Source organism: Herbaspirillum sp. NPDC101396 (assembly GCF_044767365.1).
Classification (GTDB): Bacteria; Pseudomonadota; Gammaproteobacteria; order Burkholderiales; family Burkholderiaceae_D; genus Herbaspirillum.
The window spans coordinates 687,406-706,258 of record NZ_JBIWNT010000004.1; the positions used below are offsets into that span (position 1 = coordinate 687,406).

Annotated in this window: 18 protein-coding genes; 14 read left to right on the top strand and 4 right to left on the bottom strand. The window is 60.8% G+C overall.

Translation table 11 applies throughout. The annotated features are described in order from the left end of the window. On the top strand, positions 1–2,680 hold a 2,680-nt coding region (locus ACIROY_RS16955), incomplete at its 5' end, for a beta strand repeat-containing protein (protein ID WP_402342586.1). 62 nt (positions 2,681–2,742) lie between these two features. On the opposite strand, the gene ACIROY_RS16960 is transcribed toward ACIROY_RS16955, so the two are convergent. Continuing rightward, a complete protein-coding gene (locus ACIROY_RS16960; RefSeq protein WP_402276763.1) occupies positions 2,743–4,257 on the bottom strand; it encodes a PLP-dependent aminotransferase family protein in 1,515 nt (504 codons plus the stop codon). Positions 4,258–4,422: 165 nt separating this feature from the next. Here ACIROY_RS16960 and ACIROY_RS16965 point away from each other — a divergent pair, with 165 nt between their 5' ends. The 7 genes from ACIROY_RS16965 to ACIROY_RS16995 all read left to right on the top strand — a co-directional run bounded on the left by ACIROY_RS16965 (position 4,423) and on the right by ACIROY_RS16995 (position 9,565). Beyond that, on the top strand, positions 4,423–5,457 hold the full coding sequence (locus ACIROY_RS16965; RefSeq protein ID WP_402276766.1) for a threonine dehydratase: 1,035 nt from the start codon (positions 4,423–4,425) through the stop codon (positions 5,455–5,457). Beyond that, positions 5,454–5,810, top strand: a complete 357-nt coding sequence (locus ACIROY_RS16970; protein ID WP_402342588.1) for a DUF2917 domain-containing protein — start codon at positions 5,454–5,456, stop codon at positions 5,808–5,810. The genes ACIROY_RS16965 and ACIROY_RS16970 overlap by 4 nt, the downstream gene beginning before the upstream one ends. After that, positions 5,810–6,400, top strand: coding sequence for a LysE family translocator (locus ACIROY_RS16975; protein ID WP_402276772.1), 591 nt, complete (start codon positions 5,810–5,812; stop codon positions 6,398–6,400). Before ACIROY_RS16970 ends, ACIROY_RS16975 begins: the two co-directional genes overlap by 1 nt. A 38-nt stretch (positions 6,401–6,438) precedes the next feature. Then, complete coding sequence (locus ACIROY_RS16980) at positions 6,439–7,341, top strand: DMT family transporter (RefSeq protein ID WP_402276775.1); 903 nt, start codon at positions 6,439–6,441, stop codon at positions 7,339–7,341. 159 nt (positions 7,342–7,500) lie between these two features. Next, a complete protein-coding gene (locus tag ACIROY_RS16985; protein ID WP_053201751.1) occupies positions 7,501–7,959 on the top strand; it encodes a RidA family protein in 459 nt (152 codons plus the stop codon). 83 nt (positions 7,960–8,042) lie between these two features. Further along, the gene (locus ACIROY_RS16990) at positions 8,043–9,236 is read left to right on the top strand and encodes a PLP-dependent aminotransferase family protein (RefSeq protein ID WP_402276778.1); all 1,194 of its coding nucleotides are present in this window, start codon (positions 8,043–8,045) and stop codon (positions 9,234–9,236) included. Next, positions 9,236–9,565 (top strand): DHCW motif cupin fold protein, encoded by a 330-nt coding sequence (locus ACIROY_RS16995; RefSeq protein ID WP_402276781.1) that lies wholly within the window; start codon positions 9,236–9,238, stop codon positions 9,563–9,565. Before ACIROY_RS16990 ends, ACIROY_RS16995 begins: the two co-directional genes overlap by 1 nt. A gap of 77 nt (positions 9,566–9,642) precedes the next feature. Here ACIROY_RS16995 and ACIROY_RS17000 read toward each other — a convergent pair whose 3' ends face one another. Further along, positions 9,643–10,734 carry an MBL fold metallo-hydrolase gene (locus tag ACIROY_RS17000; protein ID WP_402276784.1) on the bottom strand — a complete coding sequence of 364 codons (1,092 nt, stop codon included), beginning with the start codon at positions 10,732–10,734 and terminating at the stop codon, positions 9,643–9,645. 89 nt (positions 10,735–10,823) lie between these two features. Next, the gene (locus tag ACIROY_RS17005) at positions 10,824–11,207 is read right to left on the bottom strand and encodes a tautomerase family protein (RefSeq protein WP_402276787.1); all 384 of its coding nucleotides are present in this window, start codon (positions 11,205–11,207) and stop codon (positions 10,824–10,826) included. Positions 11,208–11,359: 152 nt separating this feature from the next. On the opposite strand from ACIROY_RS17005, the gene ACIROY_RS17010 reads away from it, so the two are divergent. Next, on the top strand, positions 11,360–12,220 hold the full coding sequence (locus ACIROY_RS17010) for a LysR family transcriptional regulator (protein ID WP_402276789.1): 861 nt from the start codon (positions 11,360–11,362) through the stop codon (positions 12,218–12,220). Between the two features lie 217 nt (positions 12,221–12,437). Beyond that, on the top strand, positions 12,438–12,890 hold the full coding sequence (locus tag ACIROY_RS17015) for an Hsp20 family protein (RefSeq protein ID WP_402276792.1): 453 nt from the start codon (positions 12,438–12,440) through the stop codon (positions 12,888–12,890). 212 nt (positions 12,891–13,102) lie between these two features. On the opposite strand, the gene ACIROY_RS17020 is transcribed toward ACIROY_RS17015, so the two are convergent. Continuing rightward, entirely contained in the window at positions 13,103–14,314 is a 1,212-nt protein-coding gene (locus tag ACIROY_RS17020; RefSeq protein WP_402276795.1) for a LysR substrate-binding domain-containing protein, read from the bottom strand. A gap of 159 nt (positions 14,315–14,473) precedes the next feature. Here ACIROY_RS17020 and ACIROY_RS17025 point away from each other — a divergent pair, with 159 nt between their 5' ends. The 4 genes from ACIROY_RS17025 (at position 14,474) to ACIROY_RS17040 (ending at position 18,836) form a co-directional block, all read left to right on the top strand. Continuing rightward, positions 14,474–15,340 carry an amidohydrolase family protein gene (locus ACIROY_RS17025; protein ID WP_402342591.1) on the top strand — a complete coding sequence of 289 codons (867 nt, stop codon included), beginning with the start codon at positions 14,474–14,476 and terminating at the stop codon, positions 15,338–15,340. Then, positions 15,337–16,254: a hypothetical protein gene (locus ACIROY_RS17030; RefSeq protein ID WP_402342594.1), complete on the top strand. Its 918-nt coding sequence runs from the start codon at positions 15,337–15,339 to the stop codon at positions 16,252–16,254. Before ACIROY_RS17025 ends, ACIROY_RS17030 begins: the two co-directional genes overlap by 4 nt. Positions 16,255–16,344: 90 nt before the next feature. Further along, the gene (dctA, locus tag ACIROY_RS17035) at positions 16,345–17,679 is read left to right on the top strand and encodes a C4-dicarboxylate transporter DctA (RefSeq protein ID WP_402276803.1); all 1,335 of its coding nucleotides are present in this window, start codon (positions 16,345–16,347) and stop codon (positions 17,677–17,679) included. Positions 17,680–17,798: 119 nt separating this feature from the next. Continuing rightward, positions 17,799–18,836, top strand: coding sequence for a porin (locus ACIROY_RS17040; RefSeq protein WP_402342597.1), 1,038 nt, complete (start codon positions 17,799–17,801; stop codon positions 18,834–18,836). The last annotated feature ends 17 nt before the right edge of the window (positions 18,837–18,853 follow it).

An 18,853-nucleotide genomic window follows, 5' to 3' on the forward strand; every position in this document is an offset into this window, starting at 1 on the left:
CAACCTGTTCAACGGTACCGGTACCGGCGGGCTGGCCGACCTCGATACCTACACCAACATCCAGGACGTCACCGGCGGTCTGGCCGACGACATCTTTGTCGCCAGCGCCGCAGCCAACAAATTCGATGGCGGCGGCGGCACCCACAACCAGGTCGACTATTCCAATTCGACGGCGGCAGTGAAGGTCGACCTGTACAACAGCACGGGGACGGGCGGCCTGGCCGATCTCGATACCTATACCAACATCCAGGACGTCATCGGCGGTGCGGCCGACGACATCTTTGTCGCCAGCGCGGCAGCCAATAAATTCGACGGCGGTGGCGGCACCCACAACCGCGTCGACTATTCGAATTCGACCGTTGCCGAAACCATTAACCTGTTCGACAACACCGGCAGCGGTGGCGCAGGCAGTCTGGCCGCGGGCGATACGTATCTCAACATCCAGGATGCCACCGGTGGCGCTGGCGACGATACCTTTGTCGCCAGCGCCGTGGCCAACAGGTTCGACGGTGGGGCCGGTTCAGATACGGTCAGCTACGCCTCCGCCAACGACGGCAACGGCGTGACCGTGAATCTGAATACCAACGTCGGCACCGGCGGCTTCGCCGCCAACGACGTCTACGTCAGCATCGAGAATGTCATCGGCACGCAGTATAACGACACCTTTGTGGGCAATGCTTCTGCCAATACGTTCAACGGCGGATTGGGTTCGGATACGGTCAGCTACACCGGTTCGAGTTCACCCGTCACCGTCAATCTGAGTGTGGGTGGCGGCGCCGGTTCCGGCGGCAATGCACAGGGTGATACCTACATCAGTATCGAGAACGTCATCGGCGGCAGCGGCGCAGATACGCTGACGGGCGCCACCACGGGGGCGACTGTGCTGACCGGCGCCGGCGGTGGCGACACCCTGGCCGGTGTAGCGTCGAACCGTGCCAATACCTATGCCAGCTACGCCGGATCCACGGCGGTGACCGTCAATCTGAATTTCACCGACGGCACCGGCACCAGCGGCGGCGACGCGGCGGGAGACAAACTCAGTTTCATCGACAATCTGATCGGTAGCGACAATGACGATATTTTCATCGTCAATGGTCAGGCCAACAATCTGAACGGCGGCGCCGGATTCGATACGGTGAGCTACGTCAGTTCGAATGGCGGTGTGACGGTCAATCTGAACACCGGGATTGGTTCAGGGTTTTTCGCAGACGGCGATGTTTATACCAGTATCGAGAACGTCATCGGCAGCAGCTCAGCCGATACGCTGACCGGCGCCGGCACCGGCAAGACCATCCTGACTGGCGGCGGCGGCGGCGATACCCTGACCGGTGTGACGGCCAATCGCGCCAACACTTATGCCAGCTATGCCGGCTCGACGACCGGCGTCACCGTCGACCTGAATGCGACGGACGGCACCGGCACCAGCGGCGGCGATGCGGCGGGCGACAAGCTCAGCTTCATCGACAACCTGATCGGCAGCAGCTTTAACGATACCTTCGTCGCCAACGGTCAGGCCAACATTTTCGACGGCGGCGCCGGTGGCGTCGACACCGTGAGCTATCTGGCATCAGGTTCAGGCGTTACCGTCGATCTTTCAAACACCGCCGGTACCGGCACCAGCGGCGGATTCGCGCAGGGTGATAAATTCATCGGTATCAGCAACCTGATCGGCAGCAATTTCGACGACGTGTTTTTCGCCAGTTCCGCCGCCAATGCCTTCGAGGGCAGCAGTCACGGCACCAACGGCGATACCGTCAACTATGCGCGTTCGGGCAATGCCGTAGTGGTCGATCTGTTCCATCACACGGGTTCGGCGGGCGTGGATGCGGCAGCCGGCGCCGGTGTCTCGTTCTCCACGGGCGACACCTACAGCAATATCCAGAACGTGGTCGGCAGCAGCTTCAACGACACGTTCTATGCCGACAGCGTCGCCAACAAGTTCGACGGCGCCGGCGGCACCAGCGATACGGTCAGCTACGAGTTCTCCAACGCCAACGGCGCCATCATCGCTAATCTCGGCACGCATGCGGGCACCGGCGGAGATGCCAACGGCGACACTTACACCAACATTGAAAACCTGACCGGCAGCGCCTTCCTCAACAGCACGCTGACCGGCGACGCCGGCGCCAATATCCTGACGGCCAAAGGAACGGCCACCACCAACGCGCTCAGCGGCGGTGGGGCGGCGAGCGGCACCGATGTCTTCAATGTGGTGGATGGCGGGACCAACAGCGTGACGGTCGGCACCGGCCTCAATACGATCAACGTCAGCGCCGGTTCGCATAGCTCGCTCGGTGCGCAGAGCGACATGGTCAACCAGACGACGGGGCAGTCAAACATCTCCACCATCAGCGGCGGCGCCGGCACGACGACCTTGCACTTCGCCGACCTGGGCAGTTCCATCACTCTGGCCAATTTCTCCAACAAGGTCACCGGCATCACTACCCTGGACATGACCAGCGGCAGCGGCACCAATATCGTGATCACCGCTGACGATGTCATCAAGATGGGCATGGCCAGCGGCGCCACGTCGCACATTCTGACGGTCAAAATGAGCAGTAACGAGAGCTTGCAGATTGCGGCCAACGGATCGGACCACTATGTCTACTTCCCCGGCACCACGGACTATGCGTTTTACAACGCGTCCAACGTGGAAGTTGCGCGGATTCATTTGGCCTGACGCTTGTTGCCGGTTTGTTGCCGGCTTGTTCCGCTACCTGAACTGATCAGGTAGCGGAAGTTTCAACGTCCCAGTTCTTCATCCAGAAAACGCCAGATCGCCGGGTCCGTCATACTGGCGACATTGATGCGCATCTTGGTCGACGGCAGCTGATTCGGCGAGAACAGGCTGCCCGGCGCCAGCAGGAATCCCTGCGCCATGGCTTTCTCGGTCAGCACGCTGGTGTCGCGGCCGGCATCGGCCCACACGAACATGCCGTTCGAGGTCGCCGTGCCGGTTCCGAGACCGACTCTTTCCAGTTGCCGCACCACCTTGTCGCGCACGCCATTGAGGCGATTGCGCAGCCGTTCGGTGTGTTTGCGGTAATGGCCTTCCGAGAGAATCTTGTAGACCACGCGCTCGCCGATTTCAGTGGTGGTCAGGGTCGACAGCATCTTGCGATCGGCCAGGTGGCGCGCCAGGTCCGGCGAAGTGGCGATGAAGCCGACGCGCAGGTTGGCCGACAAGGTCTTGGAAAATCCCCCCAGATAAATCACCCGGTGCAGCTGGTCCAGCGCCGCGATGCGCGTGGCCGCCTGGCCGCCTGCGCCCGCACCGGTGTTGCCGGCATGCATGTCGCAATAGATGTCGTCCTCGACGATGGTGAAGTCGTGTTCCTCGGCGATGCGCAGGATCTGGAACGCCTTGGCCGCCGACAACGAGGTCGAGGTCGGGTTGTGCAGCACCGAGTTGATGACATACAGGCGCGGCTTGTGCAGCGCCGCCAGTTCCGCCAGCTTGGCGATATCGGGACCGTCAGCCAGGCGCGGGATGCCGACCACCTTGGCGCCCATCGCGGCAAACGAACCGAACATCAGGAACCAGGCCGGATCGTCGACGAAGATCACGTCGCCGGGACGCAGGAAATGGCGCGCCACGATGTCCAGTCCCTGCGTCACGCCGGAGGTCATGAGGATCTGTTCGGGCGCCGCGGAGATTTCCAGCTCGGCCAGCTTCAGCTGCAATTGCTGGCGCAGCGGCAGGAAGCCTTGCGGCGTGCCGTAGCTGAGCAGCAGCGACTGGTTTTGCCGGCCCACTGCGCGCAGGCCGTTGGCGATCAGGTCGCCATCCAGCCAATCGGGCGGCAGCAGGCCGCCACCGGGCATTTTTTGCGCCGGCATCTGACGGAACATGTTGCGTACCAGCCAGACTACATCGAGCTGTTGTGGCAGCGATGCAGCGTCGCTGCCGGGATTGTGGCCTGCAGCCGACACAACTGTACCGGTCATTGACGGATTGGCAACAGGCGAGCGCTCGCGTACGAAAAAGCCGGAACCGCGCCGCGATTCCAGAAAGCCCTGGGCCACCAGGCGATCGTAGGCCTCAACAACGGTGAAGCGCGACACACTGTGCAGGTCGGCAAACTGGCGAATGGACGGCATCCGGGCACCGGTGCGCAACAGTTTGTCGTCGATGCGCGACTGCACCGTGCGCACGATCTGGTCGACCAGCGAATCGCCGCTCTCGCGCGACAGCAGGGGCAGGGTAGTCGGCACCGCGGCTGGTGGCAGATTTTTGATACGGGCTGTATTGGTCATTTTACCGTGACAATGTAAGCAGTTATTTGGTTAAGTGTACTGGTACTGTACTGGGGATGTCGATTAGGATAGACCCATGTCAAGAGCGGCGTCAATCGTGAAAATCGATCGGGCCCCGGCTCTTGTTCAATTGACCAGAAACAGAATCACCCAAAGGAGACTTTCATGACCCATTTGTTGCCAACGCATGCCGAGATCGAGCAAGCCGCCCAGGCCGTATACGCCGCGATGCCGGCGACGCCGCAATATGCGTGGCCGCTGCTGAGCGAAGCGCTCGGCGCCGAGGCCTGGGTCAAGCATGAGAACCATACGCCGACCGGCGCCTTCAAGATCCGTGGCGGTCTGGTCTACCTGCAGAACCTGGCGCAGCGTCCGCGCCAGCAACAGGTGCGCGGCGTGATTTCCGCCACGCGCGGCAATCACGGCCAGTCGGTCGGTTTCGCCGCACGCCGCTACGGCATCCCGGCCACCATCGTGGTCCCGCAAGGCAACAGCCGTGAAAAGAATGCCGCCATGCGCGCGCTGGGCGTTGAGCTGGTGGAGTTCGGCCGGGAGTTCCAGGAAAGCCGCGAGCACGCCGCCATGCTGGCGCAGCAACATCAACTGCACATGATTCCATCCTTCCACCGCGACCTCGTCAGCGGCGTGGCGACCTACTGGATGGAGTTGCTGCGCGCACAACCCGACCTCGACGTATTGTTCGTGCCGATCGGTCAAGGCTCGGGCGTATGCGCTGCGGCTGCGGCGCGGCGCGCGCTCAATGTGCGCACCCGCATCATCGGTGTGGTGTCGGCGCATGCGCTGGCTTACAAGCTGTCCTTCGACGGCCGCAGCAAGATTGAATCGCCGGTGACCACCGTGATTGCCGACGGCATGGCCTGTCGCGTGCCGGACGAGGCATCGCTGGAAGTGATCCTGAATGAAGTCGATGAAGTGATCGCCGTCAGCGACGATGAAGTGGCCGCCGCGATGAAGTTGTATTTCACCGCCACCCACAATGTCGCCGAAGGCGCGGGCGCCGCGGCGTTGGCGGCAGCGATGCAGATCCGCCATCGCTTGCAGGGACAACGCATCGGACTGACGCTGTCGGGCGGCAACGTCGACCACGACATGTTCGCGCAGATTCTGTCGCGCCCCGATCAGGATGCGCAACTGACTGACATCAATTCCGACCTCAGCCAACAGAGGAGGGTGGCATGACTGCACTGACACGCGAACATCATCATCTGCACCTGGGCGCCGGCGCGCTGGCGTCGGGCAAGTTCGAACGCAGCCGTTTGCTGCTGGTGCGGCGCGGCTATGTCTGGGTTACCCAGGAAGGCCGCCCTGAAGATTTCTGGCTGCACGCCGGCGACGCGCTGATCGTGCACCCCGATCGCACCATCGTGGTCGAGGCCGTCATCGCCAGTGAAATCTTCATGGAAAACCGCAGCAAGCCGGGCGCAGGCTTGTGGTTCAAGGTGCGTTGCTTTGCGGCGCGCGGCTTGTTGCAGCGTGGATTTGCCCGGCTTGCGCGGCTTTCGCACATGACTGTCCGCCAGGGAGGACATTGATGGAAGCCTTGTTGCCGCTGGCCTCGTTCGCCTTCGTGACGTCGATCACGCCGGGGCCGAACAACATCATGCTGACGTCGTCGGGCGTGTGGTTCGGCTTCCTGCGTTCGATTCCGCACATGCTCGGCATCACCTTCGGTTTTGTCGTGCTGCTGGCGATCTGCGCTGCCGGCATCGGCAGCCTGGTTATCGCCGTGCCGGCCATTCACGTGCTGCTGAAGATCGCCGGCTCCGGCTATCTGCTGTACCTTGCATGGAAACTGCGCAACATGCGCTTCAGCCAGGAAGACAGCGCGCATGTGCGGCCGATGTCGTTCATGGGCGCGGCGCTGTTCCAGTTCGCCAATCCCAAGGCCTGGGTGATGGCCATCACGGGCGCGTCCGCGTTCCTGCCGCTGGTGCAGCCGGTGTGGCTGGCCATCGCCATCTATTGCCTGGTGTTCGGCGTCATCAATCTGCCGTGCGTCGGCGTGTGGGCCGGCGCCGGCGCGATGTTGCGGCGCTACCTGACGCAACCGCTATGGCGCACCGTGTTCAGCACGGTGATGGTGCTGTTGACCATTTATTCCGCTGTGGCGATCTGGCTGTAATTTAAAAAATAAATATAAAAAAATATAAAAGGAAACTGATGAACAACGAATCAAAAGGGATGTGGCTGGGTTTTGTCGGTGTGGCGATATTCAGCCTGACGCTGCCGTTTACCCGTGTCGCCGTGGCCGAGCTGAATCCGGCCTTCGTCGCGTTCGGCCGCGCAGTGGTGGCGGCGGTCTGCGCGGTCGGCATGCTGTGGCATCTGAGGGCGCCGCTTCCGACCTGGCAACAATTGCGTGGATTGCTGATTACGTCGCTGGGCGTGGTGGTCGGCTTTCCCTTGTTCTCCTCGATCGCCATGCACTACGTACCAGCCTCGCACGGTGCGGTGGTGGTGGGCTTGTTGCCGCTGGCGACTGCCTTGTTCGGTGCGCTGCGTTTTGGCGAGCGTCCTTCGACCGGCTTCTGGATTGCGGCCCTGATCGGCAGCGTCATCGTGATCGCTTTTGCGTTGCGCCAAGGCGGCGGCAGTTTCCATACCGCCGACTTCGCGCTGTTCGCGGCGGTGGTGGCTGCGGCCATGGGCTATGCCGAGGGCGGTCGCCTGTCGCAGAGCATGGGCGGCCAGCAGGTGATCTGCTGGGCGCTGGTGCTGTCGATGCCGGTGTTGCTGCCCGCAACGATCTGGCTTGGCGCCCACTATGGCGTGGACGCATCGCCGCAGGCCTGGATGTCGTTCGCCTACGTCTCGTTTTTCTCGATGTTCATTGGTTTTTTCTTCTGGTACAAGGGCCTGGCCCTGGGTGGCATTGCGCGAGTCGGCCAGGTGCAATTACTGCAGCCGTTCATGACGCTGGTAGGCGCAGCGGTGATCGTCGGCGAAACCCTGGATGCGAGCCATCTGTTGTTTGCGACAGCGGTTATTGCCGTTGTGGCAATTGGACGGCGCATGGCGATCCGGCGGGCGCCCGTCATCGAGCCGCAACTGAACCGGCGCTAATTCAATCCAGACAACGGTTTTAGTGAGGTTGTCCGTCACAACTCTGCGATATTTGCGATAATGGCGGACTACATTTTGTTTTCATTTCGAAACGTGCTGCCTTGCCGGGCGTCAATACATTGACGACGGCAAGCCGGCCACAGCAAACAGGAGCACCGCATGTCCGTCTACGAAAAACTCAAAGCCCTGAATATCGAATTGCCAGCCGTGGCCGCACCAGCCGCCGCCTACGTCATGTACGCGCAAACCGGCAATACCGTATTCCTGTCCGGCCACCTGGCCAAGAAGGACGGCAAGGTATGGGTTGGTCAGCTCGGCAAGGACACGACGACGGAACAGGGCAAGCTGGCGGCCCGCGCGGTGGCGATTGATTTGCTGGCGACATTGCAAGCGGCTTGCGGCGGCGACCTCACACGGGTCAAGCGCATCGTCAAGCTGATGAGCCTGGTCAACTCGACCGGCGATTTCACTGAACAACATCTGGTGACCAACGGCGCTTCCGAACTGATCGGCGAATTGTTCGGCGAGCAGGGCAAGCATGCACGTTCGGCCTTCGGCGTGGCGCAGATTCCGATGGGCGCCTGCGTTGAGATCGAGCTAATCGCCGAGATCGCCTAAGTCAACCAACCAGACCACTTTGTTGCCGGCCCGGCGGATGACCGGTCCCGGCACGTAACACGACCCTATTTTTGGCAGGCATCATGAAAATCGAAAACCCCAATCCGCTTCAGTGGAATTTCTCCAAACGTTCGCAGCAGCTGCAAAGCTCGGCGATCCGCGAAATCCTGAAGATCACCATGCGTCCGGAAATCACCTCGTTCGCAGGCGGTCTGCCGTCGCCGGCGACCTTCCCGGTCGAGCGCATGAAGGCGGCGTTTGACACCGTCCTGACCAACCAGGGCAAGATCGCGCTGCAATACGGTCCGACCGACGGTTACGGCCCGCTGCGTGAATGGGTGGCCAATTCTCTGTCCACCGACGGCGCCCGTATCCTGCCGGAACAAGTGCTGATGGTGTCCGGCTCGCAACAAGGCCTGGACCTGCTGGGCAAAGTGCTGATTGACGAAGGCAGCAACGTGATGGTGGAGACACCGAGCTATCTGGGCGCGCTGCAGGCGTTCTCGATCTACGGTCCGAACTTCATCTCGGTGCCGAGCGACGAGCAGGGCCTGATTCCCGAGGCCGTCGAAGAACTGGGCAAGGGGGCGCGCCTGCTGTACTCGCTGCCGAACTTCCAGAACCCGACCGGACGCACGCTGCCGCTGGAGCGCCGCTTCGCGCTGGTGGAAGCCTGCGCCCGCCTGGGCTTGCCGCTGATCGAAGATGATCCGTACGGCGCCCTGAGCTATCGCAACGATCCGCTGCCGAAGATGCTCAACATGAATCCGGCCGGCGTGATTTACATGGGTTCGTTCTCGAAGGTGCTGACACCGGGCATCCGTCTCGGCTACGTGGTGGCGCCGACGCCGCTGATCCTGAAGATGGAACAGGCCAAGCAAGCGGCCGACCTGCACACCGCGCAGCTGACCCAGATGGTGGTGTACGAAGCGGTCAAGGACGGCTTCCTGCAAACGCACATTCCGACCATCCGCAAGCTGTACGCGGATCAATGCCAGGCCATGCTCGACGCGCTGCAGACTTACTTCCCGGCCGGCACCAGCTGGACCAAACCGGAAGGCGGCATGTTCATCTGGGTGACGCTGCCGAAGCACATCGACAGCGGCGCCCTGCTCAAGGAAGCGGTGGAGCAGCACGTCGCCTTCGTGCCGGGCGCACCGTTCTACGCCAACGAGCCGCAACACAACACGCTGCGCCTGAGCTTCGTCACCGTGCCACCGGAAAAAATCCGCGCCGGCATTGAGCGCCTCGGCAAGCTGATTGCCGCCAAGCTGTAATGGAAATCGGCAACCTGCCGTTCGGCACCACCGACTGGAACACTGTCGAGTGTACCGAGCACAAGGGCGACACGGGCATGGCCACCTGGCGCACGCGCCAGTTCGGCCCGATCCGGGTGCGCATGGTCGAGTACACGCCGGGCTACCTGGCTGATCACTGGTGCAAGAAAGGCCATGTGCTGCTGTGTCTGGAAGGGGAGTTGCACACCGAGCTGGACGATGGTCGCACTTTCCTGCTCAAGGCCGGCATGAGCTATCAGGTGGCCGACAATGCGGAAGCGCATCGGTCATCCACGTCGACGGGCGCGAAGCTGTTCATTGTCGATTAAGTTGCAGCGCTGAACGAGTTGTCCAAAGAATCGCAGGGAAAGAAATTTCCCTGCGATTTTTTTACGCGCAGATCAAATCAATCCAGTTTTATCGTCTCACCGTGTTTGAGCACGGTAAATTCCTTTGCCGGCAATCCGGCTTTCTTCACCGCCTCGGCCAGCAACTGCGGCGGTTCGTCGAGCGGCTCGTCGGCCAGTTCGAAGGTCCCCCAATGGATCCCGATCGAGCGCTTCGCATGGACGTCCTTGTGGATCTGCACGGCCTGTTCCGGATCCACGTGCTGGCCCTGCATGAACCAGCGCGGCGCGTAGGCACCGATGGGGATCAGCGCGAAGTCGAAGCTGCCAAACTTGCGGCCGATGTCCTGGAAGTCTTTTGAATAGCCGGTATCGCCCGCAAAGAACAGCGAGAACGGACGTGGAGCGCCTTCAGCAGTCTTGATCACCCAGCCGCCCCACAGCGTCTCGGAGCGGTCGGTCAGGCTGCGCGCCGACCAGTGCTGTGCCGGCACGAAGCTGATGTCGAGCTTGCCGGCGCTGGTCTTGTCCCACCAGTCCATTTCGCGCACGTTGGTGATGCCGACGCCGGCCATCCATTCCTTCACACCGAGCGGCACCAGGAACAACGGCGGCCCGCCGGCCTGGCTATTGAGTTTTTCCACGCTGACCTGGTCGAGATGGTCGTAGTGATTGTGTGAAATCACCACCACGTCGATATGCGGCAATTGTTCCGGTGCGATGTTGAGCGGCACCTTGCGTTTGGGACCGATGAAGCTGAACGGCGAGGCGCGCTCGGAGAAGATCGGATCGGTGATGACGTTCATGCCGTTGATCTGCAGCAGCGCCGTCGCATGGCTGATCCAGGTCACGCTGGTGACGCTCTTGTTGGCTTGCAGCCACGCGATCTCGGGCGTGGCCATGGGGAAGTTGTAGTTGTTGGCCGGCGCTTTCGGCAAGCCTTGCGTGAGGCGTTCCCACTGCCATTTCAGCAGTGACGCGCGCGGTTCCTGCGGATACGTATTGCGGAAGCCGGACGGCGTGCGATTGGGTTTTTCAGGGTCGTAATACTTGCTCGCCGCGGCGCAACCGGCGCTGACCAGCGCCAGCACGACGGCAATGCGACGCAGGATGCTGCGGGAAGTTGTGGGCTTGCTGCTGGTTGTCGGCATGGGGGGAAAGGATGGCAAGGCAAGTTGATCAGGCTTGCCATGCTATCAGCTATCCAGGGCCGGGGTCGGGATCGGGATCGACGTGCAGCTTACAACGCGTACTGCGCGAGCCCGTGGCCGAACGACCAGTTCTCCTTGTTCACTTCGACCAGGTTGATGAGGATGTCTTCCGGGCGGATGCCGGGTTGCAGATTCAGGCGCTCGACGATGCGCACGTATAGCGCCTTCTTCTGATCGATGGTGCGCGTGTTGTTTACGGTCAGCTGGATGATCACGAGCTTGTCGCTGCGGGCGATGTTCATGTAGGTCTTGCTGAAGACGAAGTTCTCCGGATCGTATTCATCGATCACCATGAACTTGTCGTCTTCCGGCACGTTGAAGGTTTCGATCATTGCCTCGTAGAGATTGTCGAGGATAGCCTGGCGGTATTCGCGGGTCTCGCCGCGGCGGATGACGACTCGGGCAAAAGGCATGGTGTTCTCCTTGCAAAAGTGATGAATCACGGTGGGTATGCAGGCATCTTAGATCAGGTGTATCATTTTTAAAATGCATCTATGTATATTTCAATGATATTCATTTGAAATGATTGATGCCCATCCATAAGCAATCTCAATCAGTCCAAAAAATGGAACCGACCCAACGCCCGCTTGACCTTGACGCCGTCCAGGCCTTCGTTTTAGTTGCCGATATGCAAAGTTTTACGCGTGCGGCCGAGGCGCTGTACACCACGCAGTCCGCTATCAGTCTCAAACTCAAGCGGCTCGAGGATCGCCTTGGTCGTCGCCTGCTGGAACGCACGCCGCGGCAGGTGCGCCTGTCTGCGGACGGACTCGGTTTCCTCGACGCCGCGCGCAATTTGCTGACGGCGCACGAGAGGGCGCTGGGGCGCATGGAGACGTCGACGGTGCGGTTAAGCCTGGGTATCAGCGATCACGTCGCCGGCGACGGTTTGCCGGCCATGCTGGCGCAGATCAATGCTTTCGATCCGGGCGTGGTGGTCGAAGTGCGCATCGGCGCCTCCCGCGACTTGCTCGCCATGTATGACCGGGGTGAGCTGGAAGCCGTCATCGTGCGCCGCGATGGCGAACGCAGCGACGGCGAACTGATTCAGGAAGAACGCATGGGCTGGTTCGCCGCGCCGCAATGGCAGCCGCGCGCCGGTGAGCCGCTCCGGCTGGCGACGTTTTCTCCCAGCTGCGGTATTCGCGAACTGGCGGTGCGACGTCTGGAAGACGCCGGCATCCCGTGGATCGAAGTGTTCGTCGGCGGCGGTGTGCACGCCGTCTCCGCTGCGGTCACGGCGGGCCTGGCGGTCACTGCCTTGTTGTATCGCGTCAAGCCGGCCGGCGCGATCGACGTCGGCAAGAGCTTGAAGCTGCCGTCCTTGCCGCTTGCCCAGGTAATGCTGCATACCAGCGTGCGTGATGCGCGCGCCCAAGGCGTCTTGCGTACGGTTGTTGCCGCGATGAAAAACGACGGTCGTTGAACTTCGGACTTGAAAAATCGGCCTTGAAAATCAAGAGGAAAATTGGACGCCAAAAAAATAATCAAGGCCATCAAAAAAATCTCTTGAAAAGAAAAAGTGTGCACGTATATCGGTAACAAGGCAGCGGGAAATCAGTAGTACAAACCACCCGCCGGCCCAGCGAATGCTCAATGGAGGTTCGCGCTCATTTATCGCTTTTTCTTACAAGGATATTATTATGCGTACTCACGATTTTTCCCCACTCTACCGTTCCGCAATCGGCTTCGATCGCCTGGCTCAACTGTTCGACAACGCGCAGCGCGCGGATTCGCAACCGAGCTACCCGCCTTACAACATCGAGCTGGTTGCCGAAGACAAATACCGGATTACCATGGCCGTGGCCGGTTTCAGCAGCGCTGAAATCGACATCGAAGCCGAAAACGACACACTGAAAGTGGTCGGTCGCAAACAGAAGGAAGACCAGGCCGTCAACTTCCTGCATCGCGGCATCGCGGCGCGTGATTTTGAACAGCGCTTCCAGCTCGCCAACCATATCAAGGTGGTCGGCGCCCAACTGGAAAACGGTTTGCTGAGCATCGAACTGGTGCGTGAAGTGCCCGAAGCGCTGAAGCCGCGCAAGATCGAAATCAACGGCGACAATGTGCATCGCCTGGAACGCAACGCCGCTTAATCTCCGAGTAGTTGCTGTTGTAGTAGAGGTCCCTGTAGTTGCAGTTGAAGTTGAAGTTGAAGTTGCAATTGATGTTGAAGACGGTTGTAGCTGTAAATGTACCTGGAGCTGTAGAAGTACCTGCTGTAGAAGCACCGCCGGCGGCAACATTGCCGGCGCCCGACAAAGCCCGCTCCGTGCGGGCTTTGTCGCGTCTGTATGCTCAGCCGCGCTTAATGATCGATGCGCGACTGTTCGCGCAGATGTTCAATGAAAGCTTGCTGCACGCGTGTTGCCAGCCAATCGGCGCGGGTAGTGAAGCCGACTGTGCGCTCGGCCTGCGGCGGCGCGATGTTCAGCGCCACCACGTCGTTGCGGTAATTGCCGTACAGGATGTGCGATCGCGACAGCAGCGAGATGCAGTCGTTCTCTTCCAGCATGGCGATCATCATGGCCAGCGAACTGGTTTCCACCACCACGCGCGGCCGTTGCGGCAGCGTCTCCAGCATTTGTTCCACCACCGTGCGGCGCGGCATGTCCTTTTGCGGCACCACCCAGCCGTAGGCGGTCAGGTCCTTGCGCGTGATGGTCTTCTTGCCGGCCAGGGCGTGTCCGCGCCGCACCACTACCGCGTAGGGATCGGTGAACAATTCGGATTCGACCACGCTGCCTTCGAGCCGCGGTTCGCGCAGCGCGCCGACGATAATGTCGAGCTCGCCGAAGCGCAGATCGTTCATCAGGCGTGAATGTGCACCTTCGCGAATAGTCACCGCGACATCCGGATATTCTTCCTGCAGCCGGCCGATAGTGCGCGCCAGCAAGCGCTGCGGCAGCAGGGGCAGTACACCTACCGACACCTGACCGCCGGCGACGCCGCGCGCCGACGCCAGATCGACCGCGGCCTGGCTGATTTCATGGAGTGCGAGGCTAAGGCGACGCGCGAACTCGGTGCCGGTGGCGTTGGCCGAGACGCTGTGTACGCGCCGTCGGTACAAGGTCACGCCCACGGTTTCTTCCAGCTCGCGCGCGGCGCGATGCACGGCCGGTTGCGAAATGCCGAGCTTGCGCGCGGCGTCGACGGCGGAGCCGAGTTGGGCGATGGCGATATGGCAGCGGATCTGTGCATCGGTGAGGTGACGGCAGACGGCGGCGGCGTCGTGGCTGCGCGTCTTGGCGCCGTTCAGCACGGTGGCCACGGCGGCTTCGATCTGGTCCAGCATCCGGCGCACGCGCCGATGCAGCAGCGTGCCTTCCAGCGTCAGGTCGCTGCCGCCGTAGCCGCGCTCGAACAATACCGCACCGAAACTTTCTTCCAGCTTCTTGATGGCCAGACTGACCGCGGGCTGGGTCAGGCCGACCGCTTCGGCGGCGTGGCCGATGCCGCCTTCACGGCACACCGCATCAAAAAAAAGCAATCGCCGCAAGCGCACGGTATCGTCGGACATGTCACTTTCTCCTTCCGCAAAGAGCTAAATTTAAATGATAAAGCTTAATTTAAATTTATGTCTTGTTGCCTGTTTAAAATTAGATAAATCCGCTCGATTTCAATACACTTCGTTCACTTTCTCGATCTACCAACGTGAAACGCATATCGGAGCTTAACAATGTACGACATCGTCGATACACATACCCACGCCATCTCGCCAGACCATGACCGCTACCCGCTGGCGCCAGTCGGCGGCCGCCAGTCGGACTGGTCGGCGCATCGTCCTGCCGACTACGAAAGCCTGCTCACGGCAATGGATGCTGCCGGCATCGCCCACGCGATGGTGGTGCAGGCGTCGACTGCCTACGGCAATGACAACAGCTACGTGGTCGACGCCGTCAAGGCGCATCCGGATCGTTTTTGCGGCGTGTTTTCGATTGACGTGCTGGCGCCTGACGCGCTCGACAAATTCAAGTACTGGATCGCGCAGGGCATGAGCGGCCTGCGTCTGTTTTTGACCGGCACTACCATGCCAGGACAAGCTTCCTGGCTCGACGACGAACGTTCCTATCCGGTGTGGGAATATGCCCAGGCCAGCAATATTTCCATCTGCCTGCAGATGACGGCGGCCGGTATTCCCGCGTTGCAACGCATGCTCGGCCTGTTCCCGAAGATCCGCGTGCTGCTCGATCACCTGGCGCGTCCCGATCTGGCCGGCGGTGCGCCGTATGCGTCGGCGGACTCGCTGTTCGCACTGGCGGCCCATCCCGGCGTCTATCTGAAACTCACCAACCGCACCATCGCCGAAGCGGGGCGAGGTGCCTCGACGCCGCAGGATTTCTTCCCGCGCGTGGTGCAGGCGTTCGGCGCCAGGCGCATCGCCTGGGGTTCCAATTTTCCGTCGGCGGAAGGTTCGCTGGAGTCGCTGCTGGCCGAGGCAAAAGCCGGTTTGTCCATGCTGTCGGCGCAAGACCTGGCCTGGATCTTCGGCGACACCGCGCGCTCCATTTATCCGGAACTGACCAGGATGGGATCGGCAGCATGAAGATCGACAACGGCGTATTGCACCTGAACACCGCCATCAAGAAATATCCGCACACCGCCAAGTTGATGAGCGGCGAGATCACGGCGCCGGACGTGCGCCTGGACTGTCTCGATATCGAGCCCATCCATCGCGCATTCGCACCGATGGCGCGCAGCCAGGCCTATGACGTCAGCGAAATGGCCATCGCCACATATTTGCAGGCCAAGGCCTACGGCAAGCCGCTGGTGATCTTGCCAACCGTGCTGGCGGCACGGCTGCAGCAGGGTTGCATCGTCTACAACGCGCATCGGCGTCCGATGACGGTCGGCGATCTGGCCGGCGCCAAGGTCGGCGTGCGTGCCTATACGCAGACTACCGGCATGTGGGTGCGCGCGATTCTTGAGGGCACCTACGGCGTGCCGACCACGAAGATCGAGTGGATCACCTTCGAAGGCGGCCATCTGCAGGAATACCAGGATCCGTCCTTCGTCACGCGTGCGCCGGCAGGCAAGGAAATGTTGCAAATGCTGCTCGACGGCGAAATCGATGCCGCCATTTTCGGCAACGACCTGCCCAGCATCGAGGGCATCGTGCCCTTGATCCCGGACCCCGTCGCAGCCGATAAAATCTGGTACGACAAGCACGGTTTCGTGCCGGTCAATCATGTCGCGGTGATGCATCGCGCCGTCGCCGAAGCACATCCGGACAGCGTCAAGTCGGTGTATAAACTGTTCAGGCAAGGCAAGGCTGCAGCGATCAATCCGGCAGATCCGGGTGCCTTGCTGAAGCGCTTGCCGGATGGCATCGACGCCTTGCGCGGGCCGCTGGAAATGATCCTTGCCTGTTGCGAAGAGCAGCAATTGCTGCCGCGCAAGCTGGGCGTTGACGAGATCTTCGCCGACTGTCTCGAGTTTCTCGGCGACGAAGCGCACTGAGCGTTTTTTAAGAATGCAATCTGAAGTCGCCGCCCAAGAGCGACACAGTGAAAAACTGATTTACCCATTGAGGAGAGGACAACCGTGGACATGAAAGACATACCCGTCCAGGGACCAAAACGAAAGCGCCGGTTTTACGAGGACGTATCCTTCCAGGTGTTTTTCGGCATCATCATCGGCGTCGTCGTCGGTCACTACTGGCCCGACATCGGCAAGACCATGCAGCCGCTGGGCGACGCCTTCATCCGCCTGATCCAGATGGTGGTCGGCCCGATCATTTTCTGTTCCGTCGTGAGCGGCATCGCCAACGCCGGCGACATGAAGAAGGTGGGCCGCGTCGCGATCAAGGCGCTGATCTATTTCGAAGTGGTCACATCGGTGGCGCTGGTGATCGGCCTGGTTACGATCAACGTCCTGCAGCCTGGCGTGGGCATGAACATCGACGTGCAGTCGCTTGACACCAATGCGGCCAATTCCTACATCACGCAGGCACACCAGTTCGTCTCGACCAGCACCTTCCTGTTGAACCTGATCCCGAAAACCATGGTTTCCGGTTTCGCCAACGGCGACGTGCTGCAGATTCTGTTCTTCTCGGTGCTGTTCGGCTTTGGCATGGCGGCGGCGGGCGAGCGCGCCAAGCCGATGATGAATGTGATCGACAGCTTTGCGTCGGGCATGTTCTGGATCATCGGCCTGGCCATGAAGATTTCACCGATTGCGGCGTTCGGCGCGATTGCCTTCACCGTCAGCAAGTTCGGCGTCGGCTCGCTGGTGTCGCTGGGCAAGCTGGTGCTGGAGTTTTACCTGACCTGCGGCCTGTTCTTCATGCTGGTGCTGTTCCCGGTGACGTACTTCAGCGGCTTCAACCTGTTCAAGCTGATGCGCTACATCCGCGCTGAACTGTTGCTGGTGCTGGGCACCAGCTCATCGGAAAGCGTGTTCCCGCAGTTGCTCAAGAAGCTCGAGCAACTGGGCTGCGAAAAGTCGGTGGTCGGCCTGGTGCTGCCGGGAGGCTATTCCTTCAACCATGACGGCACCTGTCTGTATTTCGCCGCGGTTGCGGTGTTCCTGGCGCAAGCCACCAACACCGCACTGGGCTGGGAGCAGCAGGTCGCGTTGCTGGCGGTGCTGCTGGTGACCTCAAAGGGCGGGGCGGGCGTGGCCGGATCGGCGATTGCCGTGCTGGCGGCGACGCTGGCGGCGACCAATGCCATCCCGGTGGCGTCGATTGCCCTGATCCTCGGCGTGCATCGTCTGCTGTCGTCGGCCTTCGTGTTCGTCAACATCACCGGCAACGCTGTCGCCACGGTAGTCGTGGCAGGTTGGGAAAACGCACTGGATCGCAGTCGAATGACGGCGGAACTGGACGCTGGTTATGTCGAACCGGATATCGCCATCCACAAAACAGTCACCGCAAGCAGATGACCGCCCGGCGCCCGGCAGGCAACGATGCCGGGCGCTGCAAGAAAACGCCGTCCTTCGCTGCACGAAACTACACCATCAACAATACACCGAATGTCATATCCATTCGGGAGGGAGATCTCATGAAAAAATTTGCCAGCACCGTCGCTGCAGTCGCCATTTTCGCTCCATTATTGGGCACGATGGCTGAAGCGCAAGCTCAGACCAATGTCACCATTTTCGGCACCGTCGACGGCGGCGTGCGCTACCAGACCAACGCCAATGCCACCGGCGGCAGCAAGTTGTTCATGGGCTCGAACGGTTGGAACAGCTCCAACAAGATTGACATCGCCGGCACCGAAGATCTCGGTAGCGGCATGGAAGCGCACTTCCTGCTCGAGAACGGTTTCAACCTGGCTACCGGCAGCTTCGACAACACCACCAACACGCTGTTCAACCGGCAATCCTTCGTCGGCTTGAAAGGTGCGCTCGGGGCCATCGACCTCGGTCGCCAATACACCATTTCGCATGACTTCATCCTGGAATACGATCCGTACGGCTTCAACTACACTTCGCTGATACCGCTGACCCAGGCTTCCAGCGGCACGCGCTTCAGCAACGACGTCAAGTACACCGGCATGTTCGGCCCCTTCAAACTGGAGTTGGAAAACTCCTTCGGTGAAAACGCCGGCAGTTTCGCCAACGGCTCGGCGCATGGCTTCGGCCTGCAGTATTACGTCGGCGACCTGGTGCTCGGCGGTTCCTTCAATCGCCGCAACGTGCTGGTCGGCACCACCTATCGCGACGAGGATTATTATCTGATCGGCGCGGCCTGGAAATCCGGCGATTGGAAGATTTCCGGCGGTTACATGAAGGACACGCTGAACATGCAAACTACCGCGCTCGACACCGTCACGCGCAACACCTTCGGCGGCATCGCGTATTCCATCAGCAACAACCTCAAGCTGACCGGCGGCTTCTATCGCACCGCTGTGTCGACCGACAAGGCAATGCGCAAGGACATGACCATCATCGGTCTGGATTACTACCTGTCCAAGCGCACCAAGCTGTACACCGAAATCGACTACAACAAGTACCGCAAGACCGTGGTGTCGACGCTCAACGCCGCCGGCGCGCCGCACCAGACCGCATTTACGGTCGGCATCAACCATCGTTTCTAGTATTGTCCGGGCTGCGC

What these genes read in the sequence shown, in the direction of transcription:
- ACIROY_RS16960 (WP_402276763.1), bottom strand. Translation starts at nt 4,257, where the DNA reads ATGACCAATACAGCCCGTATCAAAAATCTGCCACCAGCCGCGGTGCCG.
- ACIROY_RS16965 (WP_402276766.1), top strand. Translation starts at nt 4,423, where the DNA reads ATGACCCATTTGTTGCCAACGCATGCCGAGATCGAGCAAGCCGCCCAG.
- ACIROY_RS16970 (WP_402342588.1), top strand. Translation starts at nt 5,454, where the DNA reads ATGACTGCACTGACACGCGAACATCATCATCTGCACCTGGGCGCCGGC.
- ACIROY_RS16975 (WP_402276772.1), top strand. Translation starts at nt 5,810, where the DNA reads ATGGAAGCCTTGTTGCCGCTGGCCTCGTTCGCCTTCGTGACGTCGATC.
- ACIROY_RS16980 (WP_402276775.1), top strand. Translation starts at nt 6,439, where the DNA reads ATGAACAACGAATCAAAAGGGATGTGGCTGGGTTTTGTCGGTGTGGCG.
- ACIROY_RS16985 (WP_053201751.1), top strand. Translation starts at nt 7,501, where the DNA reads ATGTCCGTCTACGAAAAACTCAAAGCCCTGAATATCGAATTGCCAGCC.
- ACIROY_RS16990 (WP_402276778.1), top strand. Translation starts at nt 8,043, where the DNA reads ATGAAAATCGAAAACCCCAATCCGCTTCAGTGGAATTTCTCCAAACGT.
- ACIROY_RS16995 (WP_402276781.1), top strand. Translation starts at nt 9,236, where the DNA reads ATGGAAATCGGCAACCTGCCGTTCGGCACCACCGACTGGAACACTGTC.
- ACIROY_RS17000 (WP_402276784.1), bottom strand. Translation starts at nt 10,734, where the DNA reads ATGCCGACAACCAGCAGCAAGCCCACAACTTCCCGCAGCATCCTGCGT.
- ACIROY_RS17005 (WP_402276787.1), bottom strand. Translation starts at nt 11,207, where the DNA reads ATGCCTTTTGCCCGAGTCGTCATCCGCCGCGGCGAGACCCGCGAATAC.
- ACIROY_RS17010 (WP_402276789.1), top strand. Translation starts at nt 11,360, where the DNA reads ATGGAACCGACCCAACGCCCGCTTGACCTTGACGCCGTCCAGGCCTTC.
- ACIROY_RS17015 (WP_402276792.1), top strand. Translation starts at nt 12,438, where the DNA reads ATGCGTACTCACGATTTTTCCCCACTCTACCGTTCCGCAATCGGCTTC.
- ACIROY_RS17020 (WP_402276795.1), bottom strand. Translation starts at nt 14,314, where the DNA reads ATGTCCGACGATACCGTGCGCTTGCGGCGATTGCTTTTTTTTGATGCG.
- ACIROY_RS17025 (WP_402342591.1), top strand. Translation starts at nt 14,474, where the DNA reads ATGTACGACATCGTCGATACACATACCCACGCCATCTCGCCAGACCAT.
- ACIROY_RS17030 (WP_402342594.1), top strand. Translation starts at nt 15,337, where the DNA reads ATGAAGATCGACAACGGCGTATTGCACCTGAACACCGCCATCAAGAAA.
- dctA (WP_402276803.1), top strand. Translation starts at nt 16,345, where the DNA reads ATGAAAGACATACCCGTCCAGGGACCAAAACGAAAGCGCCGGTTTTAC.
- ACIROY_RS17040 (WP_402342597.1), top strand. Translation starts at nt 17,799, where the DNA reads ATGAAAAAATTTGCCAGCACCGTCGCTGCAGTCGCCATTTTCGCTCCA.